The following is an 18,331-nucleotide window of genomic DNA, read 5'->3' on the forward strand; positions in this document are numbered from 1 at the left end:
AGAACTGATATGAAAATCACGATGAAAACCCCGTTGGTTGAGATGGATGGAGATGAGATGACCAGGGTCATCTGGCAGGACATCAAAAATATTCTCCTTGAGCCGCACATCGATCTGAAAACAGAATACTACGACCTGGGCCTCAGAAAGCGCGATGAGACTGATGACAGGATAACAGTTGAAGCGGCAGAAGCGGCAAAAATATATGGTGTGGCTGTAAAGTGTGCAACGATCACTCCTAATGCGCAAAGGATGGAAGAATACGGTCTGAAACAGATGTGGAAGAGCCCCAACGGGACCATCAGGGCGATCCTCGACGGGACTGTCTTTCGTGCGCCCATCTTCATCGACTGTATCAAGCCGGTGGTCCGCACATGGAATAAGCCGATAACAATAGCCCGTCATGCATACGGCGACATATATAAGGATGTAGAGATGGCCATCGAAACTCCGGGTAAGGTCTACATGACTTTTGAGCCTGCGGACGGCGATGCAACGAAGGTCCGTAAGGAACTGGTGCACGAATTCAAGGGCAACGGCGTCGTTATGGGTATGCACAACCTCGATAAATCAATACGAAGCTTTGCCCGCTCATGTTTCAAATACGCGCTCGATACAAAACAGCCGCTCTGGTTTTCAACCAAAGACACTATTTCAAAAAAATACGACCATAGGTTTAAAGATATTTTCCGGGAAATATTCGATGCGGAATACATGGCTGATTTTGAAAACGCCGGGATCGAGTATTTCTACACGCTCATTGATGACGCAGTAGCCAGGGTTATCCGTTCTGACGGGGGGTTTATCTGGGCATGCAAGAACTACGACGGGGATGTAATGTCAGACATGGTTGCCACTGCTTTCGGCAGCCTTGCAATGATGACATCTGTCCTTGTCTCGCCTGACGGTATCTTTGAGTATGAGGCCGCCCACGGAACGGTTACACGTCACTATTGTAATTACCTCAAAGGAGAGCCTACTTCGACTAATCCTATGGCGACGATTTTTGCCTGGTCGGGAGCACTCAGGAAGCGCGGAGAGCTCGACGGTATAAAAGAGCTTCAGGATTTCGCGGACAGTCTCGAAAGTGCATCTATAGAAACGATCAAATCGGGGATAATGACGAAAGATCTTGTCTCTATTGCTGACCTGCCGCATAAAAAAGCTGTTACGACGGAGGAATTTCTGAGGGCTGTATCTGCCAGGATCTAATTTCAGGTACATTGCGGCTGCACCGGAGGCTTTATGCGGCCCGCATCTGCAGTGATCCATGAGGTCCGCATGAGCGGCAGTTCAATACCAGGTACCAAGTATTCTGATCCCATTGCGAGGTCACTTTCCGCTATCTTACCTATGCTGTGAGCATGGTATATATGAGGGGAGATCGCAATGGGTATTTTTGTTTATAGTGATATTTATTGGAGAAAACAATATGCAAGCACCAGCTTAACCAATTTTACCTATATGTTTTCGCGGTGTTTTGTGCGATAATCTTTAAATAGTATATAATATCCCAAGGTCAATATGGATTTGACTGAAATGTCTGATAATTAATTAGGAGGTAAAGATAATGGCTAAGAAAAATATGGTGACACTCGACGGCAATGAGGCGGCGGCATATGTTGCACATGCTGTAAATGAAGTAATATCTATCTATCCTATAACGCCGTCTTCGCCGATGGGTGAATGGGCCGACCAATGGACAGCTGAGGGCCGCCCCAATATATGGGGCACGGTCCCTGTAGTGGAGGAGATGCAGAGCGAAGCCGGAGCATCGGCGGCATACCACGGAGCGATCCAGGCTGGAGCGCTTGGCACCACGTTTACCGCATCACAGGGGCTTCTCCTAATGATCCCCAATATGTACAAGATCGCAGGAGAGCTGACCAGTACGGTGATGCACGTAACAGCAAGGACTCTTGCTACTCATGCCCTCTCGATCTTTGGAGACCACTCAGATGTCATGGCAGTCCGTACGACAGGCTGGTCCATGCTATGCTCCGCTACAGTCCAGGAGACAATGGATATGGCTCTTATCGCCCAAATGGCGACACTTGAAAGCCGCGTCCCGGTGGTCCACTTTTTCGACGGGTTCCGCACAAGCCACGAAGAGATGAAAATCGAAAAAATCACTTATGACGACATGAGGGCGCTTATCGACGACGAACTTGTCCGTGAACACAGATATAACAGGCTCAGCCCTGACGTGCCATTTATCCGCGGAACAGCACAGAACCCGGATGTATTCTTCCAGTCCCGCGAAGGCTGTACCCCTTACTACAAAGCTGTCCCTGACATTATGCAGAAATCTATGGACCGCTTCGCGAAGCAGGTAGGGCGCCAGTATCATCTCTTTGACTACTTTGGGGCAGATGATGCAGAAAGAGTAATAGTCATCATGGGTTCAGGCGCAGCAGTGGCACACGAGGCGGTAGCGCGTCTCACTGCCGAAGGAGAAAAAGTCGGAGTGCTGACGGTCCGTCTCTTCCGCCCATTCGACATTTCAAGATTCCTCAACGCGATTCCGGCTACGGTCAACAGCATAGCCGTACTCGACCGCTGCAAAGACCCAAGCTCTATATGTGAACCGCTCTGCATGGACGTAAGGGAAGCCCTTGCAGGCACAGATATTATGGTGGTCGGCGGACGCTACGGCCTTTCGTCAAAGGACTTCACACCTTCAATGGTCAAGGGGGTTTTTGACGAACTCAGGAAGGCACTGCCAAAAGACAGCTTCACTATCGGCATAGATGATGACGTCAGCTTTTCCAGTCTCAGTTACGACCTGTCATTTGACACGGAGGACCCCAAGACAATACGCTGCCTCTTCTACGGCCTTGGTTCTGACGGGACCGTCGGCGCAAATAAAAACTCAATCAAAATAATAGGAGAAGAGACAGACCTCTATGCACAGGGTTACTACAGCTACGATTCGAAGAAATCCGGAGGGATCACAGTAAGCCATCTGCGCTTCGGCCCCAACCCGATATATGCGAGTTATATGATAAACAAGGCCAACTTTGTAGCCTGCCACGTATTTACATTCCTTGAAAAACTGGACGTGCTCAAGGAAGCGGCCGAAGGCGGCACATTCCTTCTTAACAGCCCGTTCGGTCCGGAAGAAGTATGGGACAAGCTGCCGCTTACGACACAAAAACGCATAATTGACAAAAAGCTCAAATTCTACACTATAGACGCGGTCAAAATAGCGAAGGAAACAGGCATGGGGGGGCGTACCAACACCATCATGCAGACATGCTTCTTTGCCATAAGCGGGGTGCTTGAAAAGGAACAGGCCATCAAGGCGATCAAGGACTCGATAATCAAGAGTTACTGCCGTAAAGGACAGGAGATCGTTGATAAAAATATAGCGGCTGTTGATGCGACACTCGCGAACCTCTATGAAGTCAAAGTGCCCAAAGAAGCCACTAGTACATTTGACATACTGCCTCCCGTAGCCTGCTGCGATGCACCTGACTTCGTCAAAGACGTGCTGGGGCCCATTATGGTGCTGGAGGGGGACTGCCTGCCGGTTTCAGTACTTCCGGAAGACGGGACATACCCATCCGGTACGACAAAGTATGAAAAACGCAACATAGCAATAGATATCCCATCATGGGACCCCGATCTCTGTATCCAGTGCGGCAAGTGTGTGCTTGTCTGTCCGCATGCAGTCATTCGTTCAAAGGTCTATGATCCTAAGCTTCTCGAAGATGCGCCGGCTACGTTCAAGAGCGCAGACGCTAAATGGAAAAACTTTGAAGGCTCCAAATTCACAGTGCAGATTTCACCGGAAGACTGTGTCGGCTGCGGGCTCTGCGCGCACAACTGCCCGGTAAAGGCAAAAGAGGGATCCCAAAAGAGACCTTTGACTATGGTTGAGCAAATGACGGTACGTGCTGCGGAACGGGAAAACTGGGATTACTTCCTCTCTATCCCCGATGTTGACCGCAAAGAACTCAACCTCAGCACTGTAAAAGATGTGCAGCTCTTGCGTCCGCTCTTTGAGTTTTCAGGAGCGTGCGCAGGCTGCGGTGAGACCCCGTACCTGAAACTCCTCTCATCCTTATTCGGCGCAAGGGCCATCATTGCAAACGCAACAGGCTGCAGCTCCATATATGGAGGCAATCTGCCAACTACACCCTGGACGGTAAACGATGAAGGGCGCGGGCCGGCATGGAGCAACTCCCTTTTTGAAGACGCAGCAGAGTTCGGACTCGGTTTCCGCCTCACCATAGACAAACATGCCGAATACGCGGCGGAACTGCTCCAGAAGATGGAACCTGAGCTGGGGGCGGATATTGTCAAAGGCATACTCGACGCATCACAGACAACAGATGCGGAGATCCGTACCGTACAGGAAAAAGTCGAAGCGCTGAAGGAACAGCTTGAATATATGGGAACGGAAGAGGCTGAAGAGCTGCTCTCGGTGGCGGACAATCTCGTCAAAAAGAGTGTCTGGTGCGTAGGCGGCGACGGCTGGGCTTATGATATCGGCTATGGCGGACTTGACCATGTAATAGCATCTGGCAGGAATGTAAACATCCTTGTTCTGGACACAGAGGTCTATTCCAACACCGGAGGACAGATGTCCAAGGCTACGCCGCGCGGAGCTGTGGCGAAGTTTGCCGCCGCTGGGAAGCACATGGGCAAAAAGGACCTTGCCCTTATGGCGATGAGCTATGGCAATGTCTATGTCGGACGCGTTGCACTCGGAGCAAATGACGCGCATACAGTAAAAGTATTCCAGGAGGCAGAGGCATACAACGGCCCGTCTCTCATCATTGCTTACTGCCACTGCATAGCCCACGGCATAGCGATGGTTACGGGACTTGACCAGCAGAAAAAAGCCGTTGAATCCGGGCATTGGATTTTAATGCGCTATAATCCTGATTTGGCAAAAGAGGGCAAGAACCCCCTAATTCTTGACAGCAAAGAGCCGACTCTGTCCCTTAAGGATTATATTTACAACGAGACGCGCTACAAGAGCCTCACCGTTACTGACCCGGAAGAGGCAGAAGCGCTTCTCAAAGAAGAGGAGAAGGACATCAAGGCCAGGTGGCGCTATTACAGCCATATGGCTGCAATGAAAATGGAGGACTGATCTTTAAATGGGGAGTTGTGAATTCAAGCAGGAGATAAAGGATTCAAATGGCCGCAGGGTGGCTACTAAAGTAAACTCTGCGCCTATGGGACCCGAGAACGCCGCAGTGAAAATGGCTGAGAATACAGAGGAAGTCAAAGTCAAGGAGTTAAAGGCTCCCACAAAGGCGGGTTCTGGTATAAAGCCACGTGTCGGCATAACGGAAACCGCATTCCGTGATGCCCATCAGTCGATAATGGCGACACGCCTGCGTACTGACGACATGCTCCCAATATGTGAGGCTATGGATGAAGTCGGATATCACTCCATAGAGATGTGGGGCGGGGCTACATTCGACTCTGCAATGCGTTTCCTGGACGAGGACCCATGGGATAGGCTGCGCCAGATTAAAAAACGCCTAAAGAAGACCAGGACGCAGATGCTCCTTCGCGGGCAGAACCTGGTAGGCTACAGGCATTATTCTGATGAAGTCGTCCGCGAGTTCGTAAAGCGCGCCATCGGCAATGGAATAGATATAGTCAGGGTGTTCGATGCGCTTAATGACCTCCGCAACATGTCCATCGCTGCAGAGGCCGTCAAAAAAGAGGGCGGAGAGCTGCAGATGTCGATCTCTTACACGATCTCGCCTGTCCACACACTTGACCTTTTTGCGAAACAGGCCAAGGACATGGCGGACATGGGTGCCGATTCGATCTGCATCAAGGACATGGCAGGGCTTCTATCTCCTGTCGCGGCATCCGCACTTGTAACGGCGATAAAAAAAGAAGTAAGCCTGCCTGTGCAGCTTCACAGCCACTACACGAGCGGCATGGCTGCAATGAGCTACCTTGCCGGTCTTGAAGCCGGAGCTGATATTGTCGACTGTGCAATATCACCGTTTGCGATGGGCACCAGTCAGCCTGCGACAGAGGCAATGGTTGCGGCTCTAAGCGGCGGGCCGCTTGATACAGGGCTTTCGCTGAAGAAGCTGTTACCTGTCGCCGAGTACTATGAGGGACTGAAAAGCAAGTACAGCGACATAATAATGGGAATCAGCGGAGTAAATATAAATATACTGCTCTATCAGATCCCGGGCGGGATGTATTCGAACCTCCAGAGCCAGCTCAAAGAGGGCAACAGCCTTGACAAGTTCAAGGAAGTAATGGAGGAGATCCCGCGTGTCCGCAAGGAGATGGGATATCCTCCTCTCGTTACGCCGACGAGTCAGTTGGTCGGAACTCAGGCTGCAATGAACGTAATATCAGGCGAGCGCTGGAAGGTCGTCTCAAAGGAAGTTTACCAGTACTTCCGCGGATACTACGGCAAGACACCGGCACCTGTGGATCCTGACATTCAGAAGAAGGTCCTCGGCAATGAGATCCCTATCACCTGCCGCCCGGGAGAGAAAATCGAACCTGAGCTTGAAGCGGCGAGGAAAGAGATAGGTATATGGATGACACAGCCTGAAGATCTCCTTAGTTATATACTCTTTCCGCAGGTTGCGAAAGACTTCCTGCCAAGGAAGTTCGCTAAGGAGAACTGCGTTGACATAGGATTTGAGGAACAGGAAAATCCTGAGGCTTATGCGGTATAAGAGAGGCCGTGCAAAGACCTGGTCTTTGCACGGCCTCTCTTCGGCTGTTAAAGTTATCTGTTGAGAAAGTTTGCCAGTTCCATACCGAAAACAGGAAAATAAACGAACAGTAACAGGCAAATCATTATCGCAAATATAAAAATGTGAAGCAAGCCAATCTTAACGTTGCATTGAAGGTTGACTTGCTTTGCATTACCTACCGGGTCAATGGTGTGAGTGTATCAGACTTGTAAATTTATCTGTGGCATAGGTAAGAAACATCGTGGCTGCCATGACAGGAAGAGTGTTGCCCAGCGGACAGTCAACAGAGATGAACCATCTGTAGAACGCGAACCCCGCGATCCATATTATAATATTTCTTACAACAAAAATATTTTCCGAGCAGTCTTTTTTCAAAATAAAATAATCCGTTATCATGATGGATATCATAGGCCCGAATACTGAACTTATGAGATACAGATAATCTGAGTAGCTCTCAACAGGGACTGTGACTGCGAGTATGGTGCCTATGGCGCAAATTGCAACGGCAGCAGCCTTTTCCTTTATCCCCTTAAAGATGACAGCGAAGCTTATCCCTCCCGAATACGCATCAAGGAATGTTGTTGTAACAGTAGAAACTGCGATTATAATCACTCCCGCGATACCAAGTCCTGCGGAAAGCATTATTCTTGCTATATCGGATTCACCGGTGTACAGAGCGGCGCCGAGCCCTATAATGTACATCCAGCAGCTTGCCGCAAAATAGACAGCTGAGGCTGCGGCGGCGCTGGCCCTTGGCCTCTCTGCATCCCGCATGTAGTCTGAGATAAGCGGCAGCCATGAGAGCGGCATCGCTGCGGAAAGTTCCATAGCTGTGCCGAAGCTCATGGTATCCCTTATTAAGGCATGAGTGTTCGTTCCTTTGAATATTATGGCGCTGAGCAACAGTGTCAGTAAAAACAGGCCTGCCATGGCAAATTTATTTGCCCTTTCGAAATTCTTTATGTCCAGCAATATCCATATCGCTATCATTATCCCTATAACAGCGGCCCACAGCGAATTGCCTGTGTGACCCAGAGCTGGGTTTAAAATAGTTCCAAGTGCGGAGGCACCCCCTATTATCATCACCGCCGTCCATCCCACAAGCTGCAGAACATTTAGAGCGGCAAAAAACTTTGCCCCTCTGTCTCCAAAAGATATTTTTACGCTTTCCATTGCCCCTTTGCCGCTGTCTGCCCCTATCATAGCCGCAAGATACATCATTATCCCTCCTACGGCATGCCCCGCAACCACAGCCGCTGCACCACGTGCCATTCCTAGCGGAGCCAACAGCGTTCCCGTGTATATCTCGGCGATGGAGATCGCCGCCCCCAGCCATATCAGCCCGCTGCCAAACACGGTCCTCTTTTCGGCGTTCATTCACATGCACACTCCTTGACAAAAAAATGGCGGGCACCCCGTAATTGAAGGTCGCTCCGCCATATATCAGCGCAATCTCCCTACGTTGGCATTACCCAAATCAGGTTATAAGGGTCGAAGTTTTCTAAACTTCCTCTCAGCATGTATACACAAGCTCCCCTATATTTGATATTCGATTTTTCATCAATGCTTTACAGTGTTGTATTGTATCAGCAAGAAGGAATATGTCAAACATGCGCAGGTTGTATTTGTTGTTTATAGCCTGTGATATAAACTATAATTGTGTAGGGATCCGGACATTTATATTAAGAATTAAGGAAAGAGATGATATGAGTGACATACCGCTCAAAGGAACTGGGGCTGTTTTCAGGCAAGGGTTCTTCGTCGCGCAGGGCAATATACAAAGGCTGCGGTTATGACGACTGCGATCTGAGCAAACCGCTCATAGGCATAGTCAACACGGCAAACGATGCTGGGCTTGGACATGTGCATCTGGATCGTCTTGCAGATCGTGTGCGTTCCGGGATACTGCAGGCCGGAGGCACTCCATTCGAGTTCGGCACAATAGCCACCTGCGGCGCTGTGCCTATAGGAATGCCGCAGTTTCGCTATGAACTTGTGATAAGGGATGTCATCGCCTCGTCTGTAGAAATAATGGCAGGGGTCCAGCTTCTTGACGGACTTGTACTGCTGGCTTCATGCGACAGTATTATTCCGGGAGTCCTTATCGGGGGCATCCGTGCCGATGTGCCATGCATCATGCTGACAGGCGGCCCGCAGGAAGTCTGCAAAAGCGACGGGCGCAGCATAGTCATGAGTGAGCTTGATCAGCTTGTCTTCGGTGCTGACTACGCAAATGATGGATCGCGCGAGAAAATACGCTACCTGGAGGACCATGTATGTCCCGGTCCAGGCGCCTGCTCACTGATGGGCACCGCCAATACGATGCAGATACTTGTCGAGGGACTGGGTTTGGCTATGCCCGGTTCTTCAACCGTGCCTGCCGTCTATGCCGAGAAGGATCGCTATGCCACTCAGACAGGGCGCAGGATCGTAGATCTGGTGAAACAGGATATAAAGCCCAAAGACATACTTACCCGCGAAGCACTGCTCAACGGAGTCATACTGACCATGGCTCTTGCCGGTTCAACAAATGCGGTGCTTCACCTGCTTAGCCTGGCTCGTGAAGTAGGGGTCGAGCTTACGCTTGATGACTTTGACAAACTTTCTGAATCGATACCGGTAATCAGCCGGGTCATCCCGACTGGCAAAGCTACAATTATCGACCTCTATAACGCGGGAGGAGTGCCTGCCATAATAGGAGAGATGAAGGACTATCTGCATAAGGAATGCATGACTGTCTCAGGCCGCACTATCGGCGAGATAGCGGGGCTTTGTAAATCTTCGGATCACGATGTTCTTACAACTGCCGATGCCCCGGTCTTTCCAAACGGCGGGATCGCTGTTATAAAAGGAAACCTCTCTCCAAACGGGGCGATATGCCGTACCACTACTATCTCGGAAAAGATCAGAAAGTTTGAAGGGCCGGCCCGCGTGTTCAATTCTGATGAAAAGGCTCATGCGGCAGTAGTTTCAGGCAGGATAAATAAAGGCGATGTTGTGGTCATACGCTATGAAGGCCCGCGCGGAGCGCCCGGAATGAGAGAGATGATGATGACGACCGATGCCCTTGTCGGTATTGGTATGGGACAGGATGTTTTTGTGCTGACAGACGGGAGGTTCTCCGGTTTTACCGAAGGTGCGGCCATCGGCCATATCTCGCCGGAGGCCGCAGTCGGCGGTGCTATAGCAGTAGTGGAAGACGGCGATATAATAAAAATTGATATTCCTGGACGCACGGCCGACCTTGTGCTGCCTGAAGAGACAATAAGGGCAAGGCTCTCGGAATGGAAACTGCCGCCAAAGCGATCGGTCGGAATACTGGGAATATATGCAAAGACCGCACTTCAGGCCCATTTAGGCGCCATGATTGACGACAGGGCCGAAAACGCCGGAGAGATGATGTAAGGGTAGAAGTATCTGCATGTTAGTATTTCTCATAACCGCCATGTTGCCTGTTGCGCAAACTGCGTGGCGCAGGAGAAAGGACGATAAGAATGACGAGACAGAGCTCATTGACCCAATCTTTGCTTGAGGAGATAAAGACATCTGCAGCGAGCATCAGTTTGTGTGGGAAAGTTGCGGATTATATTCCTGAGCTCTCATTGATGTCTCCGGACCTCTTCTGCCTGAGCTGCGTGCTGACAGACGGAACTGCCATCGAAACAGGCGATGCCGAACAATTTTTTACAATGCAGTCTATATCCAAAATTCTATCTCTATCTCTTGCAATAGAGAAACTAGGCATGAGAAAGGTATTCAAATACGTAGACATGGAGCCTAGCGCAGACTCTTTCAATTCATTGATGCGTCTTGAAATGACATCTCCTAAACCTTCAAATCCCTTCATGAACGCAGGGGCCATTGCGATATGTGCATTGCTGCGGAATGAATTCGGCGACGGGGTTTTTGATGAGCTTCTTGCTTTTACAAAATTGATTACTGGTGTCCGTCCGGAATATAACGAGAAGGTTTTTGAATCGGAGAGATCCACTGCGGACAGAAACAGAGCACTGGCATATTTCATGAAGAGTACCGGTTTGCTGCATGGTGACGTGGAGGTCTTTCTTGATCTGTATTTTCGTCAATGCAGCATCATATGTACAGCGCAGTCGCTTGCAAAAATAGGCGCCATGCTTGCCTCCGGAGGGATATGTGCCTCGACTGGGAAAAGGATCCTAAGAAAGAAGACAGTTTATACTCTGCTGGGTCTTATGACGACCTGCGGCCTCTATAACGGGTCGGGAGAGTTTGCCGTACGCATCGGAGTCCCTGGGAAGAGCGGCGTCAGCGGCGGAATACTGGCCGTTGTTCCCGGGAGAATGGGGGTCGGGGTCTTTTCTCCGCCGCTTGATGCCAAAGGCAACTCTGTAGCTGGTCTGAATGCACTTGAGATGCTCTCGGAAAGGCTTAATTTCAGAAATATTCCCACTGGAGGATGATTTGGAAAGCCGATAACGTGTTTTTCATACGATCCGCTGTCTGTTATTCAATGCTGACGGCGGGTCCCCGCTGAATATCCTCCACAAGCTTCTTGGCCGTCGGAGTGACCGCCAGCCCGCCGCGTGAAGTTTCACGCAGGGACGGCGGTATTGAGCGTCCGATCTGAGCCATTGCGTCTATGACCTCATCTGCCGGGATAAGCGATTCAATACCTGCAAGCGCCATGTCAGCGGACAATGCGCCGATCGCGGCAAGTGTCCCGTTGCGTTTTATACATGGCGATTCAACAAGACCGCCGACCGGATCGCATACCAGGCCAAGCACAGATTTGAGTGTAATGGCAACTGCGCTTGCAACGGCACGATTGCTGCCGTTCTGAAGATATACAAGCGCACCGGCGCCCATAGCGGCGGCGGCCCCGCATTCGGCCTGACATCCGCCCTCTGCCCCTGCGAGCGTTGCCCTGTTGGCTATGACTTCTCCTATTGCACCGGCAACCACAAGTGCCTCAGTCAGAGATGTCTCTGTCTCTTCTGCCTCTGTGCCGTAAAATTCTTTCCACGCAAACAAAAGCCCCGGCAGGATCCCGCAGCTGCCTGCCGTAGGAGCGGCAACTATGCGGCCCATCGAAGCGTTATAAGTGGCTACTTCAAGGGCGATTGCCGCAGCGCTCAGGATGAACCCGCCGCACAGTCCGCCTTTTTTCGCATATTCCCTTAGCGCGCCTCCCGTAGGCGAAACTAGTTTGCACGGTACTTTGTTCCCTCGTGCTTCTATTACGGAGCGCCCCATGTCTGTCAGCCTCGCAGAGATCTTGCCGCGTATATCATCGGCTGAGACGCCCGTCGTCTCTGAATCCATAAGAAGGACGGCATCGTGGAGGCAAAGACCATTATTTTCAGCAAAGCAAATTATCTCTTTTATTGAGCGCATCATACAGCCCCCTGTCCCGGTATCGTTATTACCCTTACTATAGCCGGATGTACGGCCCGCATCTCATCTATATCTACGGTATCCCCGTCTGCATCGAGTTCCAGCACCATTGTCGCCAGGCCGCCCCGCGCATCCCTGCGGAGTTTCATCGTTGCGATGTTTATTCCGCGCTGCGAGAGGAATGACGTCACAGCGCTCACAACTCCCTGTATGTCGCGATTTATTATTATTATCGCGGGCAGTACGCCGGAGATGTCTATTTGGAAGCCGTCAAGTTCCTGCAGGCAGACAGATCCTCCGCCAACTGAGGCTCCGACGGCATCCATGATCCGGCCTGTCCCGTCAGATAGGACAATTCTGGCCGAGTTTGGGTGTGCACCTTCTATGTCTTCCACATAAAAATGAAAATCGATACCGGCTTTGCGGGCTAATTCAATTCCATCGCGCACTGCCGGATCATCCTGGGTATACCCCAGCAGTCCCGCAAGGATCGCTCTGTCTGTTCCATGCCCGCTGCCGGTCGTTGCAAAACTTCCCCTCATGTAAATGTCTGCCCTCTTCACGTCGCTGCCCCAGCACATACGCACCATGCGTCCGATGCTCACTGCTCCGGCTGTGTGGCTGGAAGAGGGGCCTATCATAACAGGCCCTATGATGTTCCAGATAGGCAACACAAACACCCCCAATAAAACGTTATCCATCTGATAATACAATACCCGACAATGCCTTCGAGCACAAGAGAGATAACTCTTTATAGTGGAATCAGACGCTACTGATAATTTGCTCTATCCCGTCTGTTGTAAAAAGCATAAATATACGTTGCAAATAACGGAGACACAGTATAGGATCCTTCAGATATCCAACCTGCGGCCGGAGGTAAATCTCATGAAATATCATCTCACAAACACAAAAAGATGGGTAATCAAAAAAATCGCGGAATCATTCTGGGGTGACGACTTTACATGCAAAGGATATGTAAGCTAATGTCCCTCTATGCTCGACTAACACTTACATATCTCATATAATAGTGAAAATTTGAATAAGCGGTTGCATATGGATGGTGAGCGGGATGAAGGTCACGATGCAGGATGTTGCGAAAGAGGCCGGTGTAGACAAGGCGACAGTGAGCCGTGTACTGAAAGGTGACCATCGCATATCTGAGAAGACCAGGATGAAGGTCATAGAGGCTGTGCGCAGATTAAACTACCGTCTTGACCAAAATGCGCGTAACCTTTCGACTAACAGGAGCGGGCTCGTGGGTGCTGTAATGAGTGAGTTCAACACTATATGGTTTGCCCCTTTTGTTGCCGGCCTTGACCGCGCTATCGCAAACTCTGAATATGAGCTTGTCTTAAAGTGTACTGATGGTAACCCTAAGCGTGCTGTCCGTGAACTTGGCAAACTGCTTGACCGGAGTGTCGAGGGGATTATCTGGGCCGATTCTAAAAACGGTCCTGAGTGTGTTTCTGTGCCTCTGGTGACGCTCGGTTTCAAAATGGGGGATTATTTCTCCGTACTTTTTGAATCCGGACAGACGGTGCCGACATTTGAGACGGGTGTGCTTGCCGGCAGGTTTTTGCTCAATATAATATCAGGCAAACCTGTCCCTTCACGGGATATAATAATCAGCACAGCAGGGGCGGCAGAGGTATGCTGATGTACGAATGGAAGCGGAGCGTTGCAAGTTTTGTATGCGTGTTCCTCCTTCTTGTACTGTCTGCGCCGTCAGCCCGCGCTCATGCAGGGAGGCTTGATCTCAGCAAGGTCTATGGCCCGAGGATAGAGAAGCTCTGTATGGTGATCATAGCAAACGACGACGCTAAGATACTTGCGGCTGAAAAGGGCGAGCTTGACATCATAAGCGACATAACGCGTCCGTCCGATATAGACAGACTCAGCCGTGACCCTAAACTTGAGATGTCGCTCGCGCGCGGGTCCCACGCATTTTTTCTTCTGCTCAACAACAACTCCGAACCATGGAACGATAAGCTGGTCAGGCAAGCTGCGGCCGAGGCTATAGACCGCAACAATATTGTACGTACAATATTCTCCGGCTATTGCGAACCTATAAACAGCTGGCTGCCGCCGGTCTCTCCATGGGCGCTGCCCGACAGCACTAAAAATATCTACAACCGGAATGAGGCGCGCCGCAAGCTCAGAAATCGGGGCTACACATGGAACGTTGCCGGCAATCTGGTAGCGCCCGATGGCAAACCGCTTAAGAAAATGAAGCTGCTTACGCCTCTTGCACGCGTTGCCCCGACTACAGCCGAGCTTGCCGAGCAGATAGCGGATTCACTGCATGCTATAGGATTCCCCGTTGAGGTCGAGCCGATGGATTTTTCCTCAATGATAGCTAAGCTTGACCGGAGGGAATATTCTCTTGCGGTGCTGGCTTGGTCGATGGGGCGCAATCCTGATTCTCTTTATTCTTTTTACCACAGTTCGATGAACGTGGAGGGCGGCTATAACATGACCGGGACAAGCGACCCTGAGCTTGACGCGGCACTTGTACGTCTGCGCTTTGCCAAAGATAAAAAAAACGCCGAAGCGGCATCGGCGGAATCACAGCAGATCCTTTCCCGTCTTGTGCCGTCAATCCCGATATACAGCCGTTTTTCTGTGTCAGCAGTGTCTAAATCATGGAAGAACGTCCTTACGACGGACAGGATGACTGCCGACAACATATGGACGCTGATAATGGCAGAACCCAAGAACGGTAAAATGCGCCAGTTGAACATGATACTAGCGGAGGAGCCGCGCAACCTCAACCCTTTTGTGGCGGGCACAGCCTATTCATGGCAGGTGCTGGGGATGATATATGAAAGCCTTATAGGCACGGATCCGTTCACACTTGAAGATATGCCCGCTCTGGCGGGTTCATGGAGCGTTAAGACTGCGGGGAGCGGTAAGTCGGCCCATACGGAGCTTTCCTTCAAGATACTGCCGGGGTTGAAATGGAGCGACGGCAGCAAGCTTACAGCGCATGACGTCAGGGCGACGATAGATTTTCTGCGAAAGAATAAAATTCCCCGTTTTTTCGACTCGGTCAAAGACATCAGCTCCGTTGAGTCATTCGACGACGGCAGGCTGATTGTGCGTATGAAGGGCATAAGCTACTGGTACCTTGATAATATCGGAGGTCTTCCGTGTATGCCGGAACGTGTGATAAGCCAAATAAAAGACTGGCAGAACTGGGACCCTATGGATGAAAACGGCAAGTTCGGCCCTGCGGGGCTTATTGGCTCCGGTCCGTTCATGCTTGACGAATACAAGCCCGGCGAATATGTAATGATGAAAAAAAATCCGCATTACAGGTTGCTTCGCAATATGAGAGGTGATAATAAGTGAGGAAGTCATGGCTGTTGCGAAGGGTACTTTCATCGCTGATAGTCCTGGCAGCCGTGCTGGTGCTTAACTTCTTCCTGTTCAGGATCATGCCTGGCGATGCCGTGAACACTATCATCGACCCCGGTTTTTCACCGGAGGCAAAGGACAGGCTGCGTGAGCTTTATGGACTTGACAGACCGTTGCTTGAACAGTTTTTTATATATATAAAGCAGATGCTGACCTTCAGCTTCGGACTATCCTTCCTCAGCAGAAAGCCTGTATGGGATGAGCTCATATCGAGGCTGCCTGGCACGCTGGTGCTGATGACGAGCTCGATGGTGCTTTCGTCTATACTTGGCATCTGGCTTGGTATAAAGGCCGCTCTTAACAGGGGCAGACTTGCTGAGCGCATAGTGCTCCGCGCCGGAGCGATAACGACCTCGTTCCCCGGTTTCTTTGTACAGCTTGTGCTGCTTATGCTTCTTGCACGAACGTTCCATTTCTTCCCGCTGCGTGGAAGTGTCTCCGTCCCGCAGCCTCAGGGAACGCTGGCTCTGACTTTTGACTATATATGGCACATGGCGCTACCGGTGCTCTCTCTTACGCTGATCGGTTTCGGGGGGTGGGCGCTTTATGTGCGCAACCTCATGGTACGCGTACTTGGTGAGGACTTCGTGCTGATGGCGCGCGCGCGCGGACTTTCTGAAAGGCAGGTCGTATATGGCCACGCGTTCCGTACGATACTTCCGCCTATACTTACGATACTGCTTATGTCTGTTCCCGGACTTGTATCCGGAGCGGTGATAACGGAATCTGTTTTTTCCCTCCACGGGATCGGGACTTTTCTTCTTGAAGCGGTATCCGGACATGATTATCCTTCGGCCGGTGCGGCGTTCTATCTGCTGGCGCTGATAACAGTCATCTGTAATTTCCTGGCAGACATAGTCTACGGCATTGTTGACCCGCGCGTCCGCATAGAGGGCAGGAACTGATGGAGACTCTGTTAAGGCGCCGGAGCATAATAGCTTTTATTATAATATGCATTATCGGGATCACCGGGCCTATGCTTATCGCAGGACATCCATCGGACATAGTCGGAGCGCCTTTCGCAAGGCCTTTATGGTGGGATCTGAGCCTTCCGGTGACCGTAACTATGGATATAAATCAAGACGGGGCCGGGTTTCGATGGACAAAACTTCCTCCTGCTATATTCGCCGTTACAGGCAGGGTCAACGCAGACCCGCGGGATCAGGTGAATATAGTCTGGCAGACACCGAAGGGCAAGTATACGATTGCCTCGCTTACAGGACACACTGTTTACTGGATCAACATAGATGGACGCGACATGATCTTCAAGCAGGCGCTTGGCCTCCCGCTCATAGGCAGGAGCGTGGATCATCTTTTCCCGTCTCCGGGAAATTACAGGATATCAGTGGAAGGAGCCTCATCCGCGGATTTAAGGATTTCTCTTCCAGGGGGAAGGCAGGGTCTTCTTGGTACCGATCAGCGCGGACGTGACGTCTTTACTCTGCTTATATATGGCATACGTACCTCTCTTATTGTCGGTATAAGCGCGACAATAATAGCCAGTCTGTTTGGCCTAGGGTTCGGGCTTGCGGCCGGATACATCGGCGGGTGGGTCGATGCGCTGATAATGCGTGCGGTGGACATTCTCCTCTCTATTCCCACGCTTCCTATACTGATGGTGCTTGCGGGTATATGGGGTAAGGGGCTATGGCAGCTTGTACTGATACTCTCTATCTTCTCATGGATGGGCACGGCCCGTTCTGTTCGCGCACTGGTCCTTACAGTCAGGGAGAGCCCCTGGATAGAGGGCCTTAAGGCCCTTGGGGCAAAGCGCAGCTACATACTGTGGCGCCATCTTGTGCCTGAGACAGCTCCGATCCTGCTTGCCAATGTAGCGCTTGGTGTCCCCGGGGCTATTCTTGCTGAGGCCGGACTTGCATTTCTCGGACTTTCGGACCCGCGCCTGATATCCTGGGGCAAAATGCTTCATGAGGCCCATTCGTTCGGCGCCTTCACTGAAGGCGCATGGTGGCTGCTGCTGCCTCCCGGTATCGGGATAGTGGCGCTGTGTCTGATATTTATGGACATAGGACGCTACCTCGAGGAACGCATAGACCCAAGGCTCGGGGGCGGTAAAAATGCTTGATATCCGAGCCCTCACAGTAAGATACACCGGTGGCCGGACCTGCACTGATGCTGTGCGCGGCATCTCATTTATGCTTGAACGCGGTTCGTTCACCGGGCTGGTGGGCGGATCCGGCAGCGGCAAGAGCACTATGATAATGGCTGCGCTCGGCCTGCTGCCGAAAGGGACGTCTGTAAGCGGCGAGATACGTTTTAATGACAAAAATATTCTTGCCCTAAAAGAAGACGGACTTCAGAAAATAAGATGGAAGGAGATCTCGCTGGTCCCGCAGGGTGCGCTTAACTCGTTTACACCGGTGCTTACGATAGGACACCATATAGAGGAAGTGCTGCGGGTCCACATGTCCATGGAAGGTCCGGAAGCTGCGGAAAAAATAGGTGCCCTTCTGGAAGAGGTAGGGCTGGATGTTTCGATCAGGAAAAGATACCCTCACGAGCTCTCCGGCGGACAGAAGCAGCGAGCGGCTATAGCGCTTGCTCTTTCGTGCTCCCCCTCGCTCCTTTTTGCTGATGAGCCCACTACGGCGCTTGATGTGATAACACAGGCAGAGATACTCAAACTCCTCTTGAAGCTGAGGGAGGATAAGGGGTTGACTGTGTTTTTTGTGACGCATGACCTCCCATTGGCAGCAACTGTCTGCGACCGGCTGCTTGTTATGAAGGACGGGCTTCTGGTTGAGGATGGTACGCCCGATGATATAATCACTGATCCTAAACACTCCCATACAAGAGACCTGGTAAGGGCAATGCTGACATAA

General features: G+C 51.1%; 13 protein-coding genes and 1 riboswitch. Of the genes, 10 read left to right on the plus strand and 3 right to left on the minus strand.

Features of this window, described 5'->3' with window-relative positions; genetic code table 11:
• Positions 1–9 precede the first annotated feature (9 nt).
• The 3 genes from LLF78_06160 to LLF78_06170 all read left to right on the plus strand — a co-directional run bounded on the left by LLF78_06160 (position 10) and on the right by LLF78_06170 (position 6,677).
• On the plus strand, positions 10–1,212 hold the full coding sequence (locus LLF78_06160; GenBank protein MCE5202074.1) for an NADP-dependent isocitrate dehydrogenase: 1,203 nt from the start codon (positions 10–12) through the stop codon (positions 1,210–1,212).
• 358 nt (positions 1,213–1,570) lie between these two features.
• Positions 1,571–5,104, plus strand: coding sequence for a pyruvate:ferredoxin (flavodoxin) oxidoreductase (gene nifJ / locus LLF78_06165; protein MCE5202075.1), 3,534 nt, complete (start codon positions 1,571–1,573; stop codon positions 5,102–5,104).
• Between the two features lie 7 nt (positions 5,105–5,111).
• A complete protein-coding gene (locus tag LLF78_06170; protein ID MCE5202076.1) occupies positions 5,112–6,677 on the plus strand; it encodes a pyruvate carboxylase subunit B in 1,566 nt (521 codons plus the stop codon).
• Between the two features lie 204 nt (positions 6,678–6,881).
• Here the strand turns inward: LLF78_06170 and cytX are convergent, their stop codons facing one another.
• Complete coding sequence (gene cytX / locus LLF78_06175; GenBank protein MCE5202077.1) at positions 6,882–8,075, minus strand: putative hydroxymethylpyrimidine transporter CytX; 1,194 nt, start codon at positions 8,073–8,075, stop codon at positions 6,882–6,884.
• A gap of 60 nt (positions 8,076–8,135) precedes the next feature.
• Positions 8,136–8,246: riboswitch (TPP riboswitch) on the minus strand.
• Between the two features lie 162 nt (positions 8,247–8,408).
• On the opposite strand from cytX, the gene LLF78_06180 reads away from it, so the two are divergent.
• The gene (locus LLF78_06180; GenBank protein ID MCE5202078.1) at positions 8,409–10,103 is read left to right on the plus strand and encodes a dihydroxy-acid dehydratase; all 1,695 of its coding nucleotides are present in this window, start codon (positions 8,409–8,411) and stop codon (positions 10,101–10,103) included.
• 89 nt (positions 10,104–10,192) lie between these two features.
• Positions 10,193–11,137, plus strand: a complete 945-nt coding sequence (glsA, locus tag LLF78_06185; GenBank protein MCE5202079.1) for a glutaminase A — start codon at positions 10,193–10,195, stop codon at positions 11,135–11,137.
• A gap of 43 nt (positions 11,138–11,180) precedes the next feature.
• On the opposite strand, the gene sdaAA is transcribed toward glsA, so the two are convergent.
• Complete coding sequence (gene sdaAA / locus LLF78_06190; protein MCE5202080.1) at positions 11,181–12,071, minus strand: L-serine ammonia-lyase, iron-sulfur-dependent, subunit alpha; 891 nt, start codon at positions 12,069–12,071, stop codon at positions 11,181–11,183.
• Positions 12,071–12,742, minus strand: a complete 672-nt coding sequence (gene sdaAB / locus LLF78_06195) for an L-serine ammonia-lyase, iron-sulfur-dependent subunit beta (protein ID MCE5202081.1) — start codon at positions 12,740–12,742, stop codon at positions 12,071–12,073. The genes sdaAA and sdaAB overlap by 1 nt, the downstream gene beginning before the upstream one ends.
• A 398-nt stretch (positions 12,743–13,140) precedes the next feature.
• On the opposite strand from sdaAB, the gene LLF78_06200 reads away from it, so the two are divergent.
• From LLF78_06200 to LLF78_06220, 5 genes are read left to right on the plus strand one after another with little or no spacing between them, the layout of a single operon-like run.
• A complete protein-coding gene (locus tag LLF78_06200) occupies positions 13,141–13,728 on the plus strand; it encodes a LacI family DNA-binding transcriptional regulator (protein MCE5202082.1) in 588 nt (195 codons plus the stop codon).
• Positions 13,722–15,422 (plus strand): ABC transporter substrate-binding protein, encoded by a 1,701-nt coding sequence (locus LLF78_06205; protein ID MCE5202083.1) that lies wholly within the window; start codon positions 13,722–13,724, stop codon positions 15,420–15,422. Before LLF78_06200 ends, LLF78_06205 begins: the two co-directional genes overlap by 7 nt.
• Positions 15,419–16,393, plus strand: a complete 975-nt coding sequence (locus LLF78_06210; GenBank protein MCE5202084.1) for an ABC transporter permease — start codon at positions 15,419–15,421, stop codon at positions 16,391–16,393. Before LLF78_06205 ends, LLF78_06210 begins: the two co-directional genes overlap by 4 nt.
• Positions 16,393–17,574, plus strand: coding sequence for an ABC transporter permease (locus tag LLF78_06215; protein MCE5202085.1), 1,182 nt, complete (start codon positions 16,393–16,395; stop codon positions 17,572–17,574). Before LLF78_06210 ends, LLF78_06215 begins: the two co-directional genes overlap by 1 nt.
• Positions 17,567–18,331, plus strand: a complete 765-nt coding sequence (locus LLF78_06220) for an ABC transporter ATP-binding protein (GenBank protein ID MCE5202086.1) — start codon at positions 17,567–17,569, stop codon at positions 18,329–18,331. The genes LLF78_06215 and LLF78_06220 overlap by 8 nt, the downstream gene beginning before the upstream one ends.

The sequence above is a fragment of the Synergistaceae bacterium genome (assembly GCA_021372895.1).
GTDB lineage: Bacteria > Synergistota > Synergistia > Synergistales > Synergistaceae > JAJFTP01.

Coding starts and splice junctions, on each gene's coding strand:
- cytX (MCE5202077.1), bottom strand. CDS start 8,075: ATGAACGCCGAAAAGAGGACCGTGTTTGGCAGCGGGCTGATATGGCTG.
- nifJ (MCE5202075.1), top strand. CDS start 1,571: ATGGCTAAGAAAAATATGGTGACACTCGACGGCAATGAGGCGGCGGCA.
- LLF78_06205 (MCE5202083.1), top strand. CDS start 13,722: ATGCTGATGTACGAATGGAAGCGGAGCGTTGCAAGTTTTGTATGCGTG.
- LLF78_06200 (MCE5202082.1), top strand. CDS start 13,141: ATGAAGGTCACGATGCAGGATGTTGCGAAAGAGGCCGGTGTAGACAAG.
- LLF78_06215 (MCE5202085.1), top strand. CDS start 16,393: ATGGAGACTCTGTTAAGGCGCCGGAGCATAATAGCTTTTATTATAATA.
- glsA (MCE5202079.1), top strand. CDS start 10,193: ATGACGAGACAGAGCTCATTGACCCAATCTTTGCTTGAGGAGATAAAG.
- LLF78_06160 (MCE5202074.1), top strand. CDS start 10: ATGAAAATCACGATGAAAACCCCGTTGGTTGAGATGGATGGAGATGAG.
- sdaAA (MCE5202080.1), bottom strand. CDS start 12,071: ATGCGCTCAATAAAAGAGATAATTTGCTTTGCTGAAAATAATGGTCTT.
- LLF78_06170 (MCE5202076.1), top strand. CDS start 5,112: ATGGGGAGTTGTGAATTCAAGCAGGAGATAAAGGATTCAAATGGCCGC.
- LLF78_06220 (MCE5202086.1), top strand. CDS start 17,567: ATGCTTGATATCCGAGCCCTCACAGTAAGATACACCGGTGGCCGGACC.